Below are 21,580 nucleotides of genomic sequence, written 5' to 3' on the forward strand. Positions count from 1 at the left end.
TACAACACAGTTAGAATTCACAGTCACTGTGGATTCAAATCACCAAAGCAACTTGAAGATGAGTATCAAACTCAAATTCAAAATTTAGTCGTGGCATAGGACAAAAAAGTCTCTATTTAAATTGTCTATTTTATTGACAGGGGACCAATGAAAAGAGAAATATTATCAGCGTTACCAACTGAAGAAATGAAAATGACAACACAAAAAAAGAAAATATCTTTGAAAAATTTATTTAAGAAGATTGGTCCCAGTATAATTCTAACTGGAATTGTTTTGGGCCCTGGATCAATTACAACGGCAGCAATGCTAGGTTCTAATTATGGGTATAAAATGTTATGGTTACTTATTCCAATTGGGTTTATGGGTATTGCATTTATGATGACAACCTATCGGGTATCAGTTATGACAGGGATGCCAATAATTGAATCAATTCGTAAATATTATGGTAAAGTACCAGCGATTATAGTAGGTATCACAACTTTTCTATCTTGTATGTTCTTCACGATTGGTAATATATCGGGTACTGGTGCAGGGATGAATTTAGTATTTGGTGTTGATTGGCGTCTTGGAGCGTTGATTATGATCGTTATAATGCTCTACTGTTACTTTTCTAAGGGCGTTTATTCAAAAGTAGAAAAGATTTCAGGTGTTTGTGTTTTAGCGATGATTATTGCTTTTTATGCAACATTAGTAGCTACTGGTGGTCCAGATTGGGGTAAAGTAGCTACTGGTATGACTACTTTCCAGGCACCTAAAGGAAGTTTATTAGCTGCATTAGGATTTATTGCCACAAGTTGTTCAATAACTGCTAGTATGTATGGTACCTATCTAGGTGGTGAGAAGAAGTGGAACAAAGATGACTATTTTAATGGCGCGATGATCACAGATGCAGTTTCACATGTTTTTGAAGTTATCTTGATTAGTGGCGCCATTGTTTTGGTTGGTGCTGTTGTTTTGAATCCATCAAAAGCGCAGATAACTTCTAGTGGGGACTTAGCGGCTTTAATTGAACCAATTATGGGGCGTGCCGCTGATATTGTCATGGGTATTGCTTTATTGGGCGCTGGGTTTGCGGCCTTGCTTGGTAATACACAGCGTGGACTAGTATTTTTAAATGCGGGATTTGGTAAACCAACTGGCTTAGAGGAGAAAAGTATTCGTTATGGTTCATTGGCCGTATTGGTGTTTGCTGCAATCGTTGCCTTCGCTTACGGTGGCTCGCCAGTGCAGTTAATTTTTATTGCTAACGTTGCAACCTCAATATCGACACCAGTTGCAGGCTTATTTATTTGTTTATTAATTTTACGTAAAGAGATTAATGAGGATCAAGGCTATAAACCACCAAGATTATTGCAGGTATCAATGATTGCAAGCTATATTTTTAATATTGCGCTGACAATTTTTGCTTTTTAAATAGTTTTGATTTCTAATCGAAACTTAAATATAGATATTATTCGAGTATTAAGTCATTTTAATAACTTTCTTGTGTAGATTATTTTAGCATGATATTTACATGAGAAGGTTTTTTGATCTATTGCGTATACGCAGTATTCCGAGATCATAAACTGAGTGACAGCGCAGTAAAATATTGTAGCAATTATTCTACAACGTTTTGCATAAAATTCAGTAATAACACACTTTTACGCAATTTAATGCAGAAACTTTAAAAACCATTGTAAGCGCTATTATCTGGTGGTATAAATAGATTATCGAAGGCAAGCAAACAACTTGTCATCAATACAAAATCTTCGCGCGATTTTTGTATAATGTAAAACAAACTTATTCGAGGAGTGAACCCATATGTCTAAAGTGAAAACATTCAAAACTATTTTTCCAGCAATTTCAGTACCATTCAATGAAGATGAATCAATCAATGAACCAGTACTTAGGAAATATGTAAAATGGTTAGCCTCATTTGATGAGATCCAAGGTTTAGTTTGTAATGGTCATACTGGGGAAGTTACAGGCTTGACTCGTGAGGAACGCAAACGTGTGGTTCAAATTGTTGCAGATGAAGTTGGTGATGAATTAACAATTATCTCAGGTATTAATTGTGAAAATACGAATGGATCAATTGAAATGGCTAAGGATGCTAAAGAAGCAGGTGCAGACGGTATCTTATTAATGCCACCGCATATGTGGTTACGCTTTGGTATGGCTAAGGATGCGCCTTTTCAATATGTTAAGGATGTAGCGGAAGGTGCCGATATTGATATTATTATTCATCTATATCCAGCAACCTCTAAAGCATTTTATCCAGTTGAAACACTAATTAAAATGTACAACGAAATTGAACACGTTAAATGTATTAAGATGGGTACTCGTGTTACTTCAATCTATGAACATGATATTCGAGTTTTGCGTGCTGAATGTCCTGGAATTTCCCTGATTACGTGCCATGATGAAACATTAGCGACTTCGTGGTTTCCTAAAATGGACGGCGCATTAATCGGATTTGCAGGCTGTGTTCCTGAAATGATCTGTGATGCTTGGAAAGATTTTAAGGATAATGCACCAATCGAGACGTTGAGAGCTCATTCGGATCAAATTTATTATATTTCGCAGGCTATATACGGTGGTGGCCAACCATCAGGGGAAGCTCATGCACGGTTAAAAGAAGCACTAGTTCAACGTGGTATTTTTAAAAACGCCATCATGCGCCGCCCAGTGTTGCCATTAGATCAAGCACAAAAAGATTGGATTAAAGAGGGACTTGAAAAGAGCGGAGCTGGACAAGTAAATCTTTAATTGAAGTTTAGCATAGAAACAGATACTCAAAATAGCCAGGTTAAAAAATTAAATGATGCGGGTAGGTTACTAAACTTACCCGCATCATTTTTGTTTAACTATGAAATCGGTTTCTCGATAGCAAAATTATGGTATTATATAGACTATACAAACGATTGTATAGTTAGGATGTGTGCGAATGGCTACTTTAAAGGATGTTGCCAAAATGGCTAATGTTGATGTTAGTACGGCTTCGAGAGCATTAAATAATAAATCATACGTTCATCCAGAAACTAAAAAAAGAATTTTAGAGGCTGTTGAGCAGTTAGGATATATGCCTAACCTAGTTGCCAAAAGCTTACGTCGCGGTAAGCGACAAACACTTGGAGTAATCGTACCAAGCGTTAGTATCTCTGTGTTTGGCGATATTGTACAAGGAATTGAAACGTACGCAAGAGAAGATGATTACGGGGTTTTGGTGAGTAATACCATGGATGATCCAGAAATTGAGAAAGATTGTCTAGATAGGATGAGAAATGGTTTGGTGGACGGTATTATTATTGCTGGTACAGGTGAAAATAATCGATTGATCCATGATATTCGTAGCGAGAATATTGCAATTTTTCAAATCATTCGTTTACAAGACGAGAAAATCGACAGCGTTGTGGCGGATTTTTTTGACTGTGGCTATAAGGCAACGTATTTTTTGGCCCAAAAAGGGTGTAAGAAAATCGGATTTATTAATGGACAGTCGAGTATATCGCCGTATAAAGAGCGTTATCAAGGATATCAAAAAGCTATTAAACGGTTAGGGATTAAAAAGCATGTTGTAGATGCTCAATTTGATAGTCGGAAGTACTTTGAGGATGGATACTTATCAACAAAACACTTATTAGAGCAGCTTCCTGACTTAGATGGCTTAATGGTAGCAACGGATATGCAGGGCCTTGGTGCAATTCGCGCAATAAAGAATAGTGGTCGGCAAATTCCACAAGATATTTGTTTAATTAGTTTAACGGGAAATTCAATCGGTGCAACATTAGAGACGGCGTTAACGTCAATGGAAGTTCCTTCTATTGATATTGGCAAATATACAACTAAGTTAGTAATTGAACAAATTGAAAATGCCCAACAAGAAGAACCCCGTTTACAACATATCGTATTTCAATCTACTCTCGTAGAGCGAGAAACCACCTAAATAAGTAAAATTATTAACCTAAAAAAGACTCACGTAAGCGATGAGAACGATACTCTCTTGCTTAAGCGTGAATCTTTTTTAATTACTTTGTATTTTGATTTTGTGTTAGGGCGAGTAACTGATCACGTAGATTGTTTTCCATGTGGCTTAGCTCTAACTCAGCACTTTGGCGTTTCTCACGGCCATCTTGCTGAATTTTAAGGGTCTCTTGTAAGGTCTCAACTAAGTCATTCTGCGTTTTCTGTAAAGTTTCGATATCGACTACGCCACGTTCATTTTCTTTAGCGGTTTCGATGGAGGAGATTTTCAGCATTTCACTATTTTTCTTTAATAAATCATTGGTTGTTTCGGAAACTTGACGTTGTGCGGTAACGGCCTCTTTTTGGCGTAGCAAGGTGAGGGCGATAGCGACTTGATTCTTCCACAACGGAATTGCGGTGTTGATCGAAGCTTGAATTTTTTCGGCTAAGACTTGGTTGGTATTTTGGATCAAGCGAATTTGTGGCGCCTGCTGAATCGTAATTTCACGAGCTAATTTTAAATCATAAACACGCTTATCTAGGCGTTCTTCAAACTGATTAAGATCATTGACTGTTTGTAGATCCATTTGATTACCACTAGTTTGTGCCGTTTGGTTGGCTTCTGGAATCAGCTTTGTTTGTAATTCGGTTCGTTTTAACTCGCCAGCAGCGATAAAAATATTTAATGCATCAAAATAGTCTTTATTTTTTTGGTAGAGTTGTTCTAACAGGCGATTATCGTTAAGCAGATTGTTTTTTTCTTTATCCAGCTTAACGGCAATTGTATCAATCTGGGCGCCGATTTTTTGATATCTGGCCTGAATTTCATAGATTGATTTACGAACCTTGCCAAACATTCGCTTGAAGAAGTTACTGTCACCAGCTTGTAATTCTTCAGGATCGGCTTCATTTAGCCGAAACATTAAGCCAGAAAGGGCATCGCCAATAGCACCAGTATCTTGGCTTTGAACTTTGCTTAGCATACCTTGGGAAAATTCACTGAGTTTAGTTTGTGCCTGGGCGCCATAAGTCATAACTGATTGTGTATCACTAACATCGATTTGCTGTGCTAATTTTTCAGCATCAGCGCGTTGCTCTGGATTAAGCCGATCGATCATTTGTTCTGGCTGGGTTGCGTTGTCAGCCACCTGATTATTAACGACACTGGGAGCACTTTGGCTGCTAAAAGGATCTTTTAAAAGATCATCTAAAACGGCATTGTCAGTCGTTTCTGTTACTTTTTTGTTTTCATCACTATTCATCGCTATCTGACTCCTTCGTCACTGATTGGGATTGCTTTAAGGCGGCCTTAGCTAAAGCCATATCAACGTCAATATCGCTTAGATCATCGGCCACAAGGGCTTTATAATCAGCGCGGAATTGCTGCGCTAAGTCGTTGATTTTCGTTGCGCTTTTGTCTAAAGCAGTATAAGCATCTTTGTCTTTTACTTCATGTTTACTGATGGCGATGTATTTCTCAGTAAAATCAACCATTAACGGTAAGTGGCGGTATAAAAAGTCGCTTGCCGCTTGTAGTTTCTGGGGTTCAGCAACGATGGTTTTAAAAATGGCGCGACTGACTTTTACTGGCTCGGTATGCAGTTCGATCGCTTTTAATTTTGGAACGCGTTGCATATTCTGATTCAATTGATCGATCTGTGTTTTGGCCGTGCTCATTGTTTCACGGAAAAATTGGATATCATCATCAGACATCCCCGCCGCATGGTAATGATCTAACATATCGCGATCAACATTTTGCAATTTTTTGGTCGCTTGTGGTCGCCGTAGTTGCCACCAGCGCACGATACCAGTGATCAGCAAGGCACTAATGACCACGATTAAATCGCTAAAAGAACTATTCATACAGCCATTAAAAATTAAACGTAACCCGTAGAAGCTGGCAATAAAAATGATCACACTGATCAGCCAGCTATCACGTTTTAGACTTCTTTTTTGCATTATTGTCAACTCCATTCAATGACGATCAGTTTGTAACTTCATTCTACCACAGACGAATTTCCAACAGCTAAGTCTAAAGATTGATTTTTTGCTAAATCGGACTACTGATTATAGCAAAACGATTTGAATTTATAAATTATTACCGGTATCATGAAAATAACACTATAATCAGAATCAAGAAAGTTAAGGGACGACAATGAAATTTGCAGAAAAGCGATTGAGTAATCAACGTTTATATCATGGGGCAATTATAGACCTAGATTTAGAGACGGTTGCGCTACCCAATGGTAAAAAAGCACAACGCGAAATTATTCGCCATCCAGGCGCAGCAGCGATCATGGCGCTAACAGCTGACCAACGGATGGTATTTGTCGAACAATGGCGTGAACCATTACAACAAGTGACCTTAGAAGTACCCGCAGGTAAAATCGATACTCGTGACGCTAACGCTGAAGCAGCTGCTTGGCGTGAATTAAATGAAGAAGCTGGCTATACAGCAACAGAATTAACGCTGCAAGCTAGCTTCTATTCATCGCCCGGATTCGCCGATGAACGGTTGTCACTTTATTTAGCGACCGATATTCAACCGGTAACGCAGCGTTTAGCGCTAGACGACGATGAATTTTTGCAACTACATTTATTGACGCTAGCTCAGGCTGAAGCGCAGATCACTGCTGGCGTCATCTGTGATGCTAAAACAATCATTGCCGTTCAATTTTGGCAGGCAATGACACGAAAGGCGTGAGTGAATGACCAAGGAAGAACAACCGTTGAGTCGGTCAGCTTATCGTAAACAGCAAGAACAACAGGCGGCACCAGTTAAAGAAACCATGCGCCGTGAAAATAAGCAACACGGTGGTCGGCAGCCTAAACGCCGACATCATGATTTAGATACAGCCGCCGAGAATGTTGCCAGCCCGCAACTTAAAAAACGTTTAAACTGGGCGATCGGTATTGTCGCTGTTTTAATTGTGTTAGTGTACCTTGTTTTATTTTTTGTTTAATTTTAAATTATATAAGGAGTGTTTTATTTGAAAATAGGTATTGTTGGTGCAATGGAAGAAGAAATTCAATTATTACAATCAAAAATGAGCGATTTAACGCAGGAACAAATCGCTGGTGTTGATTTTTATCAGGGTACCATTAGCAAACAAACGGTGATTCTAGTGCGTTCTGGTATTGGTAAAGTGCAGGCTGGGATGACTACTGGTTTACTACTTTCACGTTATGCACCAGACGTTGTTTTAAATACGGGTTCAGCTGGCGGAATTGGTAGCGGCTTGAAAATCGGTGACGTTGTCGTTTCAAGTGAAGTTGCTTATCATGATGTTGATGCCACCGTTTTTGGCTATGCGTTAGGCCAATTACCACAACAGTCAGCGCGGTTTAAAGCTGATGCTAACTGGGTTGCACACGTACAACAGGCGTCGGCGGCAGTTAATTTAGTCTCACGCACTGGCTTGATCGTTTCTGGGGATCAATTTATTTCTAGTCAAGCTGCTAGTACTAAAATTTTAGCTAACTTTCCTGATGCTTTAGCTAGCGAAATGGAAGGCGCCGCAATTGGTCAAGTGGCAACGCAATTTAAAGTTCCCTTCGTTGTTATTCGAGCTATGAGCGATGTTGGCGATGAAGATGCAGGTGTGATTTTTGATGACTTCGTTGTTGAAGCAGGTAAAAATTCAGCGGCAATGATTTTAGCCTTATTGGCTGCGTTAGCTTAATCAATTTTGGACAATATAGGCTAACTAATTAAACATAACTAGCCAAACGGTTGCTTGCCAGAGGAACTGTGCTAAACTATTACTGCTTACTTTTTATCAGAGAAGGGATCGTAAAATGACACATACTTATTTAGATAACGCTGCAACTACGCCGATGGATCCAGCGGTGATCGCAGTGATGACGGAGCAGATGCAACAAAACTTTGGCAATGCTTCAAACATCCACTATTTTGGCCGTCAGGCGCGGCAAGTTTTGGATGCGAGTCGTAAGACGTTGGCACAGAGTATCAATGCTAAAACTGACGAGATCGTTTTTACTAGTGGTGGTACCGAAGGCGATAACACGGCAATTATGCAAACGGCATTACAGCGGCAAAAGTTAGGTCGGCACATCATTAGCACTACAATTGAGCATGAAGCTGTTTTGAAGCCACTACATTTTTTGGAAAAGCGGGGCTTTGAGGTTACCTATTTACCAGTCGATGAGCGGGGCTTAATTTCATTAACTGATTTTAAAGCCGCTTTGCGAACGGATACTATTTTGGTCTCAATTATGATGGGTAATAATGAGGTTGGTAGTCATATGCCGATCCATGAAATTGGCGACTTATTGAAAGACCATCAAGCCTGGTTCCATACCGATGCTGTACAAGCGTATGGTTTACTTGATATTGATGTTCAGCGCGATCATATTGACCTGCTGTCGGTTTCAGCGCATAAGCTCAACGGACCGAAGTTTCTTGGCTTCTTGTATCGGCGGCAAGGCATTAACTTTCCTAGCTTCATTAAGGGCGGTGATCAGGAAGACAAACGGCGGGCCGGCACCGAAAACATTCCGGCGATCGCAGGTTTTGCTAAAGCAGTTGAATTGGACACGCCCGCTGAAAAAGCGGCCCGGCAACAGCGCTATGCTGGATTCAAACAGCAACTATTAACGGGACTAACTGCTAACGGGATTGATTTTGCGGTTAATGGTGAGCTAAACGACAATAACTTGCAGCATGTTTTAAATATATGGATCAAAGGTATTTCCACATATGTGTTACAAATGAATCTTGATTTAGCAGGTTTTGCTATTTCTGGTGGCTCAGCTTGTACTGCAGGTAGCCTAGAGCCATCGCATGTTTTAACCGCAATGTACGGCCAAGGCGATCCACGGATTGAGGAATCGATCCGCATCAGTTTTGGTAAAGATAACACGGCTGAAGAAATTGATCAGTTCGTGACGGCCTTAGCTAAAATTGTACAACGCGTTAAGAAAACAGTTAAGATTTAATTAATGGGATAAGCTAAATTAAAGACGAGGAGTGATTGAATTGGCATTTGCAGCAACAGCGACAATTAAGGGGAATGACACTATCTACGCGCTTCATTTAAACGTAAAAAAATATACATTAAAAGACGTTGGCTTCACTGAAACGCGTGGTGGTAATTTTCAACTAGAGCGGCCGTTGGATCCTAATTCACCTTATAATCAAGCCTTTAAGTTAAAAATCACCGTAGCAAAAGATTTACAGAATTTAAAAATGTCAATTACAACTGCTAATGGGTTGCAGGCGGTCGATATTTTTAAACAGCCAGCTAAAGACGAAGAAATAACCCAATTTAATTTCTTAATGGACAATTTAATTGAACGTGAGATTTTAATTAAAAAATAATGAGTAAATTCACTTGATTTTGTTAGATTTAGACTTACACTAGACCTATCTAGATGAAAGTGGGTGGCATAATGAAAAAATTGGTTTTGATTTTGGTTACAGGTTGTCATGATTTAGCGTGGGTTTATCGCCACGATGAAGTTGCTTGGATCGCAAATTAATTGGTTCAAGGTTGATCATTAAGTGATCAGCCTTTTTTGTATATGATCAGTTAGCTTGTAATCTACCGGTGGCTTGATATAATGGTAATTACTGAATTAAGCGACCTTCAAATCGTGGATTTTCAGAATCTATTTGAAATGATGGTGATCAAATGAATGAGAACGCCAATACACGCGTTGTCGTTGGTTTGTCTGGTGGTGTCGACTCCACCGTTGCCGCATTGCTTTTGAAACAGCAAGGTTACGATGTAGTCGGCGTATTTATGAAGAATTGGGACGACACTGATGAGATGGGTGTCTGTACCGCCACCGAAGATTTTAAAGACGTGGTTAAAATTGCCAATGAAATTGGCATTCCATATTACTCGATCAATTTTGAGAAAGAATATTGGGACCGTGTTTTTGAGTATTTCCTAGATGAGTATAAGCATGGCCGGACACCGAATCCGGACGTGATGTGCAATAAGGAAATTAAGTTTAAGGCCTTTTTGGATTATGCACTTGATTTAGGTGCTGATTATATTGCTACTGGTCATTACGCGCGAATTCAGCGTGATGCTGATGGCACTGCACATATGTTGCGTGGTGTTGATGGTAACAAGGATCAGACTTACTTCTTAAGTCAATTATCGCAGAATCAATTGAACAAGGTCATGTTTCCACTTGGTGAGATGACTAAGCCTGAAGTTCGCGCGATTGCGGCCAAGTATGATTTAGCAACTGCCAAGAAAAAGGACTCAATGGGTATTTGCTTTATCGGCGAGAAGAACTTTAAGGAGTTCCTTGGCCAATACTTACCAGCACAGCCAGGTAAAATGATGACGGTCGATGGTGAGGTTAAAGGCAACCATGATGGTTTAATGTATTACACTATTGGTCAGCGCCAGGGCTTAGGCATTGGCGGTAACGGTGCTTCTAACGATCCATGGTTCGTGATCGGTAAGGATTTAACGACTAATACATTGTATGTTGGCCAAGGCTTCCATAATAAGCACTTGTATGCGACTCATTTAACGGCATCTAAGTTTAACTTTACGACTGATTTAGATCGTGGCGATATTTTCCACGTAACGGCTAAGTTCCGTTATCGGCAGCAGGATACTGGCGTTACGGTGCACATGAGTGCTGATCGGCAAAGTGCAACTATCGAGTTTGACGAGCCAGTCCGCGCCATTACACCAGGACAGGCCGTTGTCTTATATGATGGTGCTGAGTGCTTAGGCAGTGGTACGATCGATGCAGCTTATAATGATAGCCGCGTGTTACAATATGTTTAATCAGAAGAGTTGGCTGCGGCCAACTTTTTTGTTTGCCCTGGCCGCTTGAATTTCTGTGCTATTTTCCGCATAATAGTAGAAAAGGGATTGGAAAGAGGATCAGTTGCGTTGACTAAATTATTTTTTGTACGCCATGGTAAAACTAAATGGAACTTAGAAGGACGTTATCAAGGCGCTAATGGTGATTCACCATTATTAGCGGAAAGCTATACGGAGATCGCTGACTTGGCCAATTTTTTACGACCATTATCGTTTCAGCGAATCTATAGCAGTCCACTAAATCGAGCCAAAAAAACAGCCTTGGCACTGGATGCGCGTTTGCCAGGTAATATTCCAGTGGTGATCGATGAACGTTTACGTGAGTTTAATTTAGGTAAAATGGAAGGCATGAAGTTCACTGAGGTGGCACAACGTTATCCCAAGGAATTGTATACCTTCCGCCATGCACCAGCGGAATATGATCCAACGGCAATCAATGGTGAATCGTTTAGCCAATTGATCACGCGAATGCGGCCAGTGATCACTGAAATTGTTGCGCAGGATACGGGCAGTGGCCAGTACATTATTGTTAGCCATGGGGCAGCTTTGACCGCGTTGATCCAGACAATGCTAGGAACGCCGTTAGCTGATTTACGTAAGCAGGGTGGCCTTTCCAATACTAATGTGACGACAATTGAAACCGTCGACGGTGGCGTAACTTATCAATTACTTAAATGGAACGATACCCATTTTTTGAGTAAGCCGTTAGATGAAACTGATACGATTTAGGTGATTTTTTGAAAAATACAAGTAAAGCCTTATGGGCTAAAGGTGACAAACAAGGTGCAGTTAAAGCCTTAGTTGCAGCCATTGAACAAGCACCAGAATTACTAGATAATTATTTAGAATTAGCCGCTTATTTAAATGCACTACAAGACACTGAGCAGGCGGAAAAACTTTTGCTGAGTGCCTTGGTCCATTTTCCTGATAATCAAGATTTGCGTTATAGTCTAGGGACGACCTATTATGCCGCGGGTGACTATACAAAGGCGCTGGATCAGTTTCAGCAACTGACGGCAGCACGATTGGAAAATGATAAACTATACATGTTGGCCTCAACCTATTATGCGCAGCAGGATTATTCCCATGCGTTAGCATTTGCGCTGACGGCACAACAAAATGAGCCACAACGCGACGATGTTAATTTATTAGTTGGTGATTTATTTTTAGCCATCGGTGACTTTAACCATGCCACAACCTATTACACGCAAGTTTTGGCTCGAACACCTAAAAGTGCAGCTGCTAATTTTAAAGTTGGTTTAGCGCGTTTAGCACAAGGGGCACCTAGTGAAGCATACTTTGAACAGGCAAAAAAATTAGATACAGCCTATTTTGAACGGGAAAAACATCGACTTAGTGATATTGAACGATACTTAAAGGCACAACAAAAATGAGGATGCAAATATGTCAGAACAGGAACTCCCATTATTTACAGAAGATAAGCAACCGTATCTGATTGGCCAAGTTAGCGCCATTTTCTTTCATAATCCAACTAATTTCTATCAGGTCGTGTTGATCAAAGTCAGTGAAGCTAATTTTGACTGGCACGAAGATGAAATCGTTGTTACAGGCAGTTTTGGTGAGCTGAAGGAAGAGGAAACTTATCAATTCTTCGGTAAATTAGTCAGTCATCCGAAATATGGGATGCAGTTTCAGGCTATTAACTATCAACTGAATAAGCCGACAACGACAGAAGGCTTGATTGCCTATCTATCCGGCGATAACTTTAAAGGTATCGGTAAGCGAACGGCTGAGAAAATTGTTACTGAACTTGGCACCAATGCAATCGACAAGATTCTGGCCGATTCCAGCGTGTTGGAACCATTGGGTCTACCATTGACAAAAATTCAAGCATTAGTCGACACCTTAATGGCAAATAATGGCTTAGATCAGATTATTATCGGGCTCAACAGTTATGGTTTTGGCAGTCAGTTAGCGTATACGATCTATGAACGCTATCAGCAAGATACACTAAAGATACTGACCGAAAATCCGTACCAGTTAGTTTATGATATTCAAGGCGTTGGCTTCAAAAAAGCTGACAATATTGCGCTACAACAGGGTTCAGCGGCTGATGCGCCAGAACGAATCCAGGCGGCGATTTTGCAGGTGATCACAGAGCTGACTCAAGCGGAGGGGGATACCTATACCACCGCCCAACCATTACTTGCTGGCAGTCTGCGGTTATTGCAGGAAAGTCGTAATGTAGCAATTGAGCCGGATAAAGTGGCCCAACAATTTATTGAATTAGCTAATCAAGGCAAGCTGGTCGGTGATGAAGATCGAATCTATTTACGGGCGCTTTATCGGGCTGAATGGCAAATTGCTGAGCAGCTTTACCGCTTGGAAAATGAAGAAGATGAAATTACTTATCCAGGCCGTGACTTAGACAAGGAAATTCGGCGGTTAGAAAAATTATTTGATATCAGTTATGGCGATTCACAAATTACTACGATCAAGGCAGCTTTGACTCACCGTGTATTTCTACTAACTGGTGGTCCTGGCACCGGTAAAACGACGATCATCAATGCAATCGTCAGTTTATTTGCGGAACTGAATGGTCTATCGTTAGACTTAAAAGATTATAAAGACCAGGATAAAGTCTTCCCTGTGTTACTGGCAGCACCCACTGGTCGTGCGGCTAAACGAATGAGTGAGCTTACGGACATTCCGGCAAGTACGATTCATCGCTTATTGGGTCTCACTGGGCGTGAAAGCAGTCCAGACGTAGCGACTAAAGAATTGGAAGGTGGCTTATTGATCATTGACGAAATGTCGATGGTGGACACCTATTTATTTAAAATGTTGATCCATGCTGTTCCCAGCTCAATGCAAGTCGTCTTAGTCGGGGATAAAGATCAGCTACCCTCAGTGGGACCAGGTCAAGTCTTTTATGATTTACTTAATAGCCACGTTTTACCACGCCATGAGTTGACTGAAATTTATCGACAAGATGGCGAATCTTCGATCATTCCACTGGCCCACGCTATCAAAGAAGGCAAGTTACCAGATGATTTTGGTGAAAATAAAGTAGACCGTTCCTTTTTTGCTTGCAATGCTTATCAAGTGGAGTCGGTGATTGCTCAAGTGGTGACCAAAGCAAAAGCGAAGGGTTTTACCGCAAAAGATATTCAGGTATTAGCGCCAATGTATCGTGGTGCGGCCGGAATTGATCGGTTAAATGTGGAAGTTCAACAAATTTTAAATCCGCCAAAATCAGCAAAGGCAAAAGCCATCGAGTTTCGTGATCAAACTTTCCGGATCGGCGACAAAGTTTTGCATTTAGTTAATAGTCCAGAACAGAATGTGTTTAATGGTGATATTGGTGAGATTGTTAGTATTCAATTAGCTAAGGATAAGGGTAATACGGAGAATGCTGATAAAATGACCCTGCGCTTCGATGCGACTGAAGTCACTTATGGGCGCACGGACTGGAATAAAATCACGCTGGCTTTTTGTACGTCGATCCATAAGGCCCAAGGTAGCGAATTTAAAATGGTGATCCTGCCGATGGTGCATCAATACCAACGTATGCTGCAACGTAATTTACTTTATACGGCAGTGACCCGAGCCGAAAAGTTATTAATTTTAATTGGTGAGAAGCAAGCCTTTATCGATAGCGTTGATCATGAGTCGATCAATCGAAAAACAACACTAATGCAACGAATCACAGCAACCTTTGAGCCAAATGATCAGGCCGCCAAAATTGCTGATAAAACAGCTACGTATACACCTGAGCCGGCAGTTGAAGCTAAGCCGGCGCAACCCGCTGATTTTATCTTGACGACAGCTTTAATTGCTCAAGGCCGAATTGATCCTTTGATCGGTATGGCCGATACTAAGCCACAAGATTTTAGCGCATAAAAATACAGCATAAATCGATTAATTTTTCGATTTTGCTGTATTTTTTTATTTGTTGGGCACGAACCAAAAGGTTTGGCTGGTGACGCTAAAATTTAAATCAAAGGTTCGTTTGTCTAAGTCCTCGCCATCTGCCTGACCATATTCAGGTGTTGTGGTTTTGATCCGCAATTCTTTTGTGTGAAAGTGATGGACTGGTGGTAATTTAGTATGCAGTTGGCGGAACATCAAAGCAAAAAGGAGGATGAAATAAAAAACATTTACGCGCTCCATGATCACTAAATCGAGATGGTGACTGTATACTGACGCACTAGCCAGCAAAGGAACGCCACCGCCGAAATAGGGATGATTAGTTGTTGTCACAACAAAACCACGTTTAAATTGGTATTGCTTGCCATTAGTAGTTACTGTGACTGGGAAAGGCTTCTGACTAAAAAAAGCTTTGACCAACGAAAACAAGTAAGCTAACGAACCAGCATGATACTTATTGAGATACTTTTTAGTAACGGAACGGTTCGTGATGTGGACCACATTGGCATCAAAACCGATGCCAATATTATTACTAAAATAGCTGGTGGTTTGTGTTTGGCGATCATCACAGCGGCCAACATCTAAAATTAAAGGTCGTTTGGCCACTAATATTTGCTGTAAGGCTTTTTGCGGATCAGTGGTAATACCAGCCCCACGTGCAAAATCGTTACCGGAGCCACAGGGGATATAGGCTAGTGGAACTGTGTTATGGTCAACTTGTTGCAACCCATTTAAGGCTTCGTGGAGCGTTCCATCGCCGCCTAAAACGAGTAGGATCGGCGGCGTAGCAGTTGGCGAATTATATTTCAAGGCTAAGTCGTGTGCTAATTCAGTCGCATGACCAGGAGCTTGAGTGAAATTAGCTGTATAGTCAATGTTGCGCTGACGTAGACTGGTAGCAATTTCTAACCAAGTCTGGCGGGTACGACCGCCACCAGCAAAGTTATTAATGATCACGTAAAAGGGACGTTGCAGAGTCACAGCAGAGACACTTCCTTCTAATGTTAAAAATACAATGGCTCAAAAGAGCGTTAATTACGCGTCTTTTGAGCCATTGTTGGGTCAAATAGTACACTAAACCGTGACTAGCATCGGTAAAATCATAGGATGACGTTCGGTTTGATCGAAAAGAAATTCTTGTAGATCACCAATAATTGCGTCGCGCAACATGGCTTCAGTCACTTGTTCGTTATCTTTGAAAACATTGCGCATGATTCGATAGATTCGTTTTTGACCTTTATTGATCAGTTCGCCAGATTCACGCATATAAACAAAGCCACGCGAAAGAATATCTGGACCAGCTAAGACTTGTTTAGTCTTCAAGTTGATGGTCGCAACAACGATCACAATACCTTCTTCAGACAGTACTTGGCGGTCGTGAAGTACCACGTTACCGATATCACCGATACCACTACCATCTACGTAGACATCACCAGCTGTAAAATGACCAGCTATCCGTGCTGAATCGTTAGTTAAAGCCAAAACGTCACCATTTTCCATGATGAACGTATTTTCCTTTGGTACATGGGTTTGTTCGGCTAGTTCGGTGTGCAATTGAAGCATCCGGTATTCGCCATGAATTGGCATAAAGAACTTAGGCTTCATTAAACGAAGCATTAATTTCTGTTCTTCTTGGCCACCGTGACCAGAAGTATGCACGTTATTAACTTTACCGTGGATAACTTCCGCGCCAGCTTCAGATAATTCGTTGATGACGTGGTTAACACTAGTCGTATTACCTGGGATCGGATTACTAGAGAAGACAACGGTATCACCAGGTTGGATAGAAATCTGCCGGTGGGTACCATTAGCAATTCGACTTAGGGCAGCCATTGGTTCACCTTGTGAGCCAGTACAAAGAATCATGATTTTATTCGCTGGAATGTGGTTGAGGTCATTACCTTCAACGATGCTTTCTTCCGGAATATCTAAATAGCCTAATTCAGTACCATTGACGATCGCATTTTGCATACTGCGTCCAAAAACGGCAATTTTACGACCAGCTTTTAAGGCTGCGTCGCTGGCTTCTTTGATTCGCGAAATATTTGACGCAAAGGTCGCAAAAATAATTCGGCCTTCAATTTTATCAATGATATGTTTCAATGACTGTTCAACAAATCGTTCTGACTTAGTGAAACTAGGAACCTCAGCGTTGGTGCTATCAGACATCAAACAAAGAACGCCTTCTTCACCTAAGCGCGCCATTTTTTGCAGGTTCGGTGCTGGCTGATCGCCAACAGGTGTTAAATCAAACTTGTAGTCGCCGGTTTCCACGATCGTACCTTGTGGTGTTTTAACAGCAACCCCTAGTGTGTCGGGGATAGAATGGGTTGTTCGGAAAAATGACACACTAGTTTTACGGAATTTCAGAACCGTATCTTCATCGATTTCATGTAGATCGGCATCCCTTAATAAGCCGTGTTCTTCTAACTTGCCACGAATCAAAGCCAATGCTAAGGGACCAGCATAAATTGGGACATTGAGTTGTTTGAGTAGGAAGGGAATACCGCCAATATGATCTTCGTGACCATGGGTAATGACTAGTGCTTTAATTTTGGATAAATTAGCAGCAGCATACGCATAATCAGGGATAACATAGTCAATACCGAGTAATTCATCTTCAGGAAATTTAATCCCACAATCGATTAAAATAATTTCGTCCTGAAACTGAATACCATACATATTTTTACCGATTTCGCCTAAGCCCCCCATGGCAAAAACGGCAGTTTCGTTATTCTTGACGTTCAGTTTCTTCATTATTAAACTCCGTTAGTTTAAATTCTGGACTTTTTTGTTCATATTCGAGGTGATTACCGATCAGTTCTTGAATATATTCAACGTTGTAGGGGGTCTGCGTTTCGATAATTGCTCGTGCAGTGACAGCGTCGGTTGTATCCATGTAAAGTGTTTTTGTACTTTCACGGCGGGGTGACATTGCTTTGTTTTCTTGATACAGTACTTTAAAGATCATTATAGATAGATCGCTCCTTTGATAAATAAATATAGAGAAATAAATCAATTTATAGTTACACTATTAAAAAGCCCACGTTATTAGTGTGGGGCTTTCTGTGTATAATTAAATTGTTTTCTTCCGAACAAGTGGTTGTAAAAACAACGTATGGCTAAATTTTAGCATAAAACGGTTAATAAGTATACTCACGACTAACCTTGGTAGCAAGAATGATTTTGTCTGCTATCGAGTTACGCAAAATGTGGTCTTTTAGTATCGAAAAAGTAAGCTTTAGCTGGCGTCAAATACACTACTTTTCGTCACGTCCACAATTATGTTAAAGTAAGGTTAGTGAGGAATGTGTTATCAAGTAAAGAAATGCTATAGTGTGCGTTAAAACTCACTAGCAAAATCGGCTTTACAACTAGATACAATCATCCTTAGCATTTATCATTTTAAAAACTAGTGCCATCAATTTTGTGAGTTGAAGAAGGAAAAATAATGAATATACTACTCGTGAGTTTATTGATCCTCGGCGTAATTGCTTTAACGTTAATCGTTATGCTTGCCCGGCGTTTGCGGCGTAACCGAGCTTTGCGTTTGTTACAGCTAACTAGTCAAAAGGCAACTGATGCCGCTGCAGCGACGGCTATGCAGCAACTTAGTCAGCAACAATTATTACCAGCCTTAACGGCACCATTAGTTTCACAAGTTGCGGCGGATATCTGGGGCCATGGTATTTTGGTTTTTGAGTATCAAGTTACAGCTGATACATTGACGCCGGTTCAGCTTAAGTTACTGACCCATCAGTTAGAACAAGCGTTGGCACAGGCTGCGCAACAGCAAAAATTGTCCGCTTTTAAGTCAGGCATTCCGGTTTTTTCGGTTTCAGATATGTGGCTCTTAGCTGGCAATTTGCATTTTGATATTGCCTATTTGCGTAATCAAGCAACCTATGATTATGTCGCCGATATGCGTAAATTAAGCGTGGAAAAGGGAACAAATTAAGGACACTGCTGTAAAAGGTGCACCATTTATTAGGGATAGAAAAAACCGACTAAGTAGGAGTTATCCCCTGAATTAGTCGGTTTTTACAGTAATTAGCTATACTTTTTTACACGTCTATTTAATCGATCACTAAATCTTCATCTTGCATCGTAAATGGATGATCATGGTCAATGTGATCATAAAATAAAACACCATGGAGATGATCGATTTCGTGTTGGCAAACAATGGCCGGATAATTTTTAAGACGAATTTTATGTTGCGTGCCTTCCAGATCATAATACCGTAAAGTGATCCGATCATGGCGCACAACGTAACCAGACACATCACGATCAACTGATAAGCAACCTTCACCCTCGGATAGTGCTGCACCTTGGACTGAGTGACTAATAATGACTGGGTTGACGATCGTTTCTTTGAACAACGGCGCCGTGCCATCTTCGCTAGGCACTAGGACAGCTGCCATTTGCAGTGAGACATCGACTTGGGGTGCTGCTAGACCAACGCCAGCACGTAAATGATATTTCTCAGCAATCTCTGGATCCTGACTGTTTTCTAAGAATTCCATCATATCATGAGCTAGTTGTTGTTGTTCTTCAGATAAGGGAAATGTCGCTTTTTTTGCTTCTGCGCGTAGTGTGTCATTACCCTCGCGAATAATGTTTTTCATTGTGATCAACTTACTTTACCTCCACCTTATTACCAATATTATGAGAATAGTTTAGCATAATTTTTGGTAAAAAAGAAAGCCGACTTGTATAGTGGGTTAAATGTTGTTGCGACTTACATCAATTAGTTTAGATAGTATTGCCATATCGTTGATAGCTACAAAAAATAAATTTTTGAATTTTTCTTGTTCTAGCTTAAAATAGAGTTGAATCGATTTGGTTCTTGGGGAAGGGGTTGACTGAGTGTGATCAAGTTAATTAGCGCACACTCGTAATAGATGAAGAATATTGTAATTTGTGGGAGTGCCGAGCGTGTTTACGCCGCAACTTTGGCCTGTTTATTGGCTGATTTTCCAATGACGATCAATCTATTAGTGGATGATGAATTAAATGATGGACGTTTCCAAGAATTGGTGAACGCTGCTGATCTACAAGCGAATATTACTGTACAGTCCGCGACGGAAGCTGTTTTCAAAACAGCTGATTTATTGTTAATTACGGACTTACAAACTGTATCTGCACAAATATCAGCGTTAGATTATGCAACGGCAATTTTACCGGCGTTCCGAAAACTGATCGCCAGCGCGATGGCAAATGGGTTTGCTGGCAAAATCTGTTTGTTGCAGAAATATGATGAGCTATTCACTTATTTTGCCTGGCGCTTTTCTGGGTTACCGCAAAATGATATTGTTGGTTTTGGTACCTTTCCGGCGACTTTATTGTTACAACGCCTATTGCAAAAGCAATTACGTGTTGGCCAGCAGGATATTCGTGCTTATGTTGTCGGAACGCAGCAACAGCCAATTATAGCTTGGAGTCGCGCTTATGTCGGTGTAACGCCAGTGCTGACCCTAGTTGCTAATGATACTACTGACTTTGACGCTGATAAAATGATGCAGTTAGAGCAACGCGTGCAAAAAGAAAGCGGCGTCGAGCAATTTGCATTACAAGCGATTTGTTTAAAACCAGTTTTGCAAGCTCTATTATTTGAAGCGGGTTTGCTATCGACTTTCACAACGCTACATGACTACAGTAATGACCAATTAGTTGCTTATAGCGCGCCGATCTATCTCAGCGGCTCGGGAGTACGACAAATAACCGAACTGTCACTAACTAAGGAAGAACAAGCAGAGTTAGCGGCGGCATTGGCAGTAACACGAGATTTAATTACACAGATCGAACAAGGAGGTTTAGGTGTTTGAGTAACCAAAATTATCAATATCCTTTGGATGCAAATTGGACAAAGACTGAATTACTGCAGGTGATTGCTTTCTATCGAGCAGTTGAACAAGCGTATGAACAAGGTTGTGTGGTGGCTAGATTTTTAGCAGCTTATCAGGATTTCAAACAAATTGTACCAAGTAAATCTGAAGAAAAGCGGATCGATCGTGAATTCACCCAGGCTTCTGGTTACTCAATTTATCGTGCAGTTCAAGCCGCTAAAAATGCGACTAGGAATCAATTTCAAATGAAATGAGGTGTTTTCATGGACCTATTGGAAATTAAAGCCATTAACACAGACGTGCAGCGCTGGCTGACCAAAGCAGCGACTAATTTACGCCAGCATTTAAATACTCATTTTCAAGTTCAAACTAAATCAGACCGCAATGATTTAGTCACTAATTTTGATAAACAAACGGAAAATTTTTTAGTTGATCAAATTCGGCAAAACTTTCCAAATGACAAAATCGTTAGCGAAGAAGGTTTTGGCGATCAAGTTCAGACTATGCAGGGTCGAGTTTGGTTTGTTGATCCAATCGATGGGACATTAAATTTCGTCAAACAACGGAATGATTTTGCAATGATGATCGGTTTATATGAAGATGGTCGCAATGTATTAGGTTATATTCTGAATGTTATGACCGATGAACTATTGTGGGGTGGCCCAGAAATAGGATTACATCTTAATGAAAAAGTACAGCCGCTGCCGTTAGATCAGCCACTAGCTGCTGGATTATTTGGGGTCAATGGCCCGATGTTTGCGTATAATCACGAACATGTGCGTGATATTGCTTTTGCAAGTTCAGGTGCACGAATCTTAGGTAGCGCTGGGCTTGAATTTCAGCAGGTGATTTTAGGGCGGCAAGTTGGTTACATTTCACGCTTAGCGCCATGGGATGTTGCCGCTGGAAAAATTTTAGCCGAAACAGCAGGTTTATCGGTTACAACGATTGACGGCGACCCACTAGATATGCTAAAATCTCAAGTTGTATTGGTAACAACGCGCCGCGCACTGCCAGAAGTTCAAAAAATTCGGCAGTCATAAAGGAAATTCATAAATAATAACGCAGGACTGTGGCAAT

22 protein-coding genes are annotated in these 21,580 nt (G+C 40.7%); 16 read left to right on the forward strand and 6 right to left on the reverse strand.

Features of this window, described 5'->3' with window-relative positions; all coding sequences use genetic code 11:
* Nucleotides 1-147: 147 nt before the first annotated feature.
* The 3 genes from EKM76_RS00980 (at nt 148) to EKM76_RS00990 (ending at nt 3,925) form a co-directional block, all read left to right on the forward strand.
* Complete coding sequence (locus EKM76_RS00980) at nt 148-1,413, forward strand: Nramp family divalent metal transporter (protein ID WP_225417846.1); 1,266 nt, start codon at nt 148-150, stop codon at nt 1,411-1,413.
* A gap of 387 nt (nt 1,414-1,800) precedes the next feature.
* A complete protein-coding gene (locus EKM76_RS00985) occupies nt 1,801-2,748 on the forward strand; it encodes a dihydrodipicolinate synthase family protein (RefSeq protein ID WP_125548804.1) in 948 nt (315 codons plus the stop codon).
* A 178-nt stretch (nt 2,749-2,926) separates the two neighbouring features.
* Nucleotides 2,927-3,925, forward strand: coding sequence for a LacI family DNA-binding transcriptional regulator (locus EKM76_RS00990; RefSeq protein WP_125548805.1), 999 nt, complete (start codon nt 2,927-2,929; stop codon nt 3,923-3,925).
* Between the two features lie 82 nt (nt 3,926-4,007).
* Here EKM76_RS00990 and EKM76_RS00995 read toward each other — a convergent pair whose 3' ends face one another.
* Both EKM76_RS00995 and EKM76_RS01000 read right to left on the reverse strand, forming a co-directional pair.
* Entirely contained in the window at nt 4,008-5,207 is a 1,200-nt protein-coding gene (locus EKM76_RS00995; RefSeq protein WP_125548806.1) for a toxic anion resistance protein, read from the reverse strand.
* A complete protein-coding gene (locus tag EKM76_RS01000; RefSeq protein WP_125548807.1) occupies nt 5,200-5,904 on the reverse strand; it encodes a 5-bromo-4-chloroindolyl phosphate hydrolysis family protein in 705 nt (234 codons plus the stop codon). The genes EKM76_RS00995 and EKM76_RS01000 overlap by 8 nt, the downstream gene beginning before the upstream one ends.
* Before the next feature lie 196 nt (nt 5,905-6,100).
* Between EKM76_RS01000 and EKM76_RS01005 the strand changes: the two genes are divergently transcribed.
* The 9 genes from EKM76_RS01005 (at nt 6,101) to recD2 (ending at nt 14,627) form a co-directional block, all read left to right on the forward strand.
* Nucleotides 6,101-6,649 (forward strand): NUDIX hydrolase, encoded by a 549-nt coding sequence (locus EKM76_RS01005; protein ID WP_125548808.1) that lies wholly within the window; start codon nt 6,101-6,103, stop codon nt 6,647-6,649.
* A gap of 4 nt (nt 6,650-6,653) precedes the next feature.
* A complete protein-coding gene (locus tag EKM76_RS01010; RefSeq protein ID WP_125548809.1) occupies nt 6,654-6,908 on the forward strand; it encodes a hypothetical protein in 255 nt (84 codons plus the stop codon).
* 27 nt (nt 6,909-6,935) lie between these two features.
* The gene (locus EKM76_RS01015) at nt 6,936-7,628 is read left to right on the forward strand and encodes a 5'-methylthioadenosine/adenosylhomocysteine nucleosidase (protein ID WP_125548810.1); all 693 of its coding nucleotides are present in this window, start codon (nt 6,936-6,938) and stop codon (nt 7,626-7,628) included.
* A 115-nt stretch (nt 7,629-7,743) separates the two neighbouring features.
* A complete protein-coding gene (locus EKM76_RS01020; RefSeq protein ID WP_125548811.1) occupies nt 7,744-8,904 on the forward strand; it encodes a cysteine desulfurase family protein in 1,161 nt (386 codons plus the stop codon).
* Nucleotides 8,905-8,944: 40 nt separating this feature from the next.
* A complete protein-coding gene (locus tag EKM76_RS01025) occupies nt 8,945-9,286 on the forward strand; it encodes a DUF1831 domain-containing protein (protein WP_125548812.1) in 342 nt (113 codons plus the stop codon).
* A 313-nt stretch (nt 9,287-9,599) separates the two neighbouring features.
* Complete coding sequence (mnmA, locus tag EKM76_RS01030) at nt 9,600-10,724, forward strand: tRNA 2-thiouridine(34) synthase MnmA (protein WP_125548813.1); 1,125 nt, start codon at nt 9,600-9,602, stop codon at nt 10,722-10,724.
* A gap of 108 nt (nt 10,725-10,832) precedes the next feature.
* The gene (locus EKM76_RS01035) at nt 10,833-11,492 is read left to right on the forward strand and encodes a histidine phosphatase family protein (RefSeq protein ID WP_125548814.1); all 660 of its coding nucleotides are present in this window, start codon (nt 10,833-10,835) and stop codon (nt 11,490-11,492) included.
* Nucleotides 11,493-11,500: 8 nt separating this feature from the next.
* Nucleotides 11,501-12,157 carry a tetratricopeptide repeat protein gene (locus tag EKM76_RS01040; protein ID WP_125548815.1) on the forward strand — a complete coding sequence of 219 codons (657 nt, stop codon included), beginning with the start codon at nt 11,501-11,503 and terminating at the stop codon, nt 12,155-12,157.
* Between the two features lie 10 nt (nt 12,158-12,167).
* A complete protein-coding gene (gene recD2 / locus EKM76_RS01045; protein ID WP_125548816.1) occupies nt 12,168-14,627 on the forward strand; it encodes an SF1B family DNA helicase RecD2 in 2,460 nt (819 codons plus the stop codon).
* Between the two features lie 45 nt (nt 14,628-14,672).
* On the opposite strand, the gene EKM76_RS01050 is transcribed toward recD2, so the two are convergent.
* The 3 genes from EKM76_RS01050 to EKM76_RS01060 all read right to left on the reverse strand — a co-directional run bounded on the left by EKM76_RS01050 (nt 14,673) and on the right by EKM76_RS01060 (nt 17,625).
* The gene (locus EKM76_RS01050) at nt 14,673-15,635 is read right to left on the reverse strand and encodes a diacylglycerol/lipid kinase family protein (RefSeq protein ID WP_125548817.1); all 963 of its coding nucleotides are present in this window, start codon (nt 15,633-15,635) and stop codon (nt 14,673-14,675) included.
* A 93-nt stretch (nt 15,636-15,728) separates the two neighbouring features.
* A complete protein-coding gene (gene rnjA, locus EKM76_RS01055) occupies nt 15,729-17,411 on the reverse strand; it encodes a ribonuclease J1 (RefSeq protein WP_125548818.1) in 1,683 nt (560 codons plus the stop codon).
* Nucleotides 17,386-17,625, reverse strand: a complete 240-nt coding sequence (locus EKM76_RS01060; RefSeq protein WP_125548819.1) for a DNA-directed RNA polymerase subunit epsilon — start codon at nt 17,623-17,625, stop codon at nt 17,386-17,388. Before EKM76_RS01060 ends, rnjA begins: the two co-directional genes overlap by 26 nt.
* A 480-nt stretch (nt 17,626-18,105) precedes the next feature.
* On the opposite strand from EKM76_RS01060, the gene EKM76_RS01065 reads away from it, so the two are divergent.
* Nucleotides 18,106-18,612 (forward strand): hypothetical protein, encoded by a 507-nt coding sequence (locus EKM76_RS01065; RefSeq protein WP_125548820.1) that lies wholly within the window; start codon nt 18,106-18,108, stop codon nt 18,610-18,612.
* Between the two features lie 118 nt (nt 18,613-18,730).
* Here EKM76_RS01065 and def read toward each other — a convergent pair whose 3' ends face one another.
* A complete protein-coding gene (gene def / locus EKM76_RS01070; RefSeq protein WP_125548821.1) occupies nt 18,731-19,288 on the reverse strand; it encodes a peptide deformylase in 558 nt (185 codons plus the stop codon).
* 267 nt (nt 19,289-19,555) lie between these two features.
* On the opposite strand from def, the gene EKM76_RS01075 reads away from it, so the two are divergent.
* The 3 genes from EKM76_RS01075 to EKM76_RS01085 are packed head-to-tail and all read left to right on the forward strand — an operon-like array spanning nt 19,556 to nt 21,543.
* The gene (locus EKM76_RS01075; RefSeq protein ID WP_125548822.1) at nt 19,556-20,479 is read left to right on the forward strand and encodes a Rossmann-fold NAD(P)-binding domain-containing protein; all 924 of its coding nucleotides are present in this window, start codon (nt 19,556-19,558) and stop codon (nt 20,477-20,479) included.
* Nucleotides 20,476-20,754, forward strand: coding sequence for a UPF0223 family protein (locus tag EKM76_RS01080; RefSeq protein ID WP_125548823.1), 279 nt, complete (start codon nt 20,476-20,478; stop codon nt 20,752-20,754). Before EKM76_RS01075 ends, EKM76_RS01080 begins: the two co-directional genes overlap by 4 nt.
* Nucleotides 20,755-20,763: 9 nt before the next feature.
* A complete protein-coding gene (locus EKM76_RS01085) occupies nt 20,764-21,543 on the forward strand; it encodes an inositol monophosphatase family protein (protein WP_125548824.1) in 780 nt (259 codons plus the stop codon).
* Nucleotides 21,544-21,580: the final 37 nt, after the last annotated feature.

Source organism: Loigolactobacillus zhaoyuanensis, from assembly GCF_003946385.1.
Classification (GTDB): Bacteria; Bacillota; Bacilli; order Lactobacillales; family Lactobacillaceae; genus Loigolactobacillus; species Loigolactobacillus zhaoyuanensis.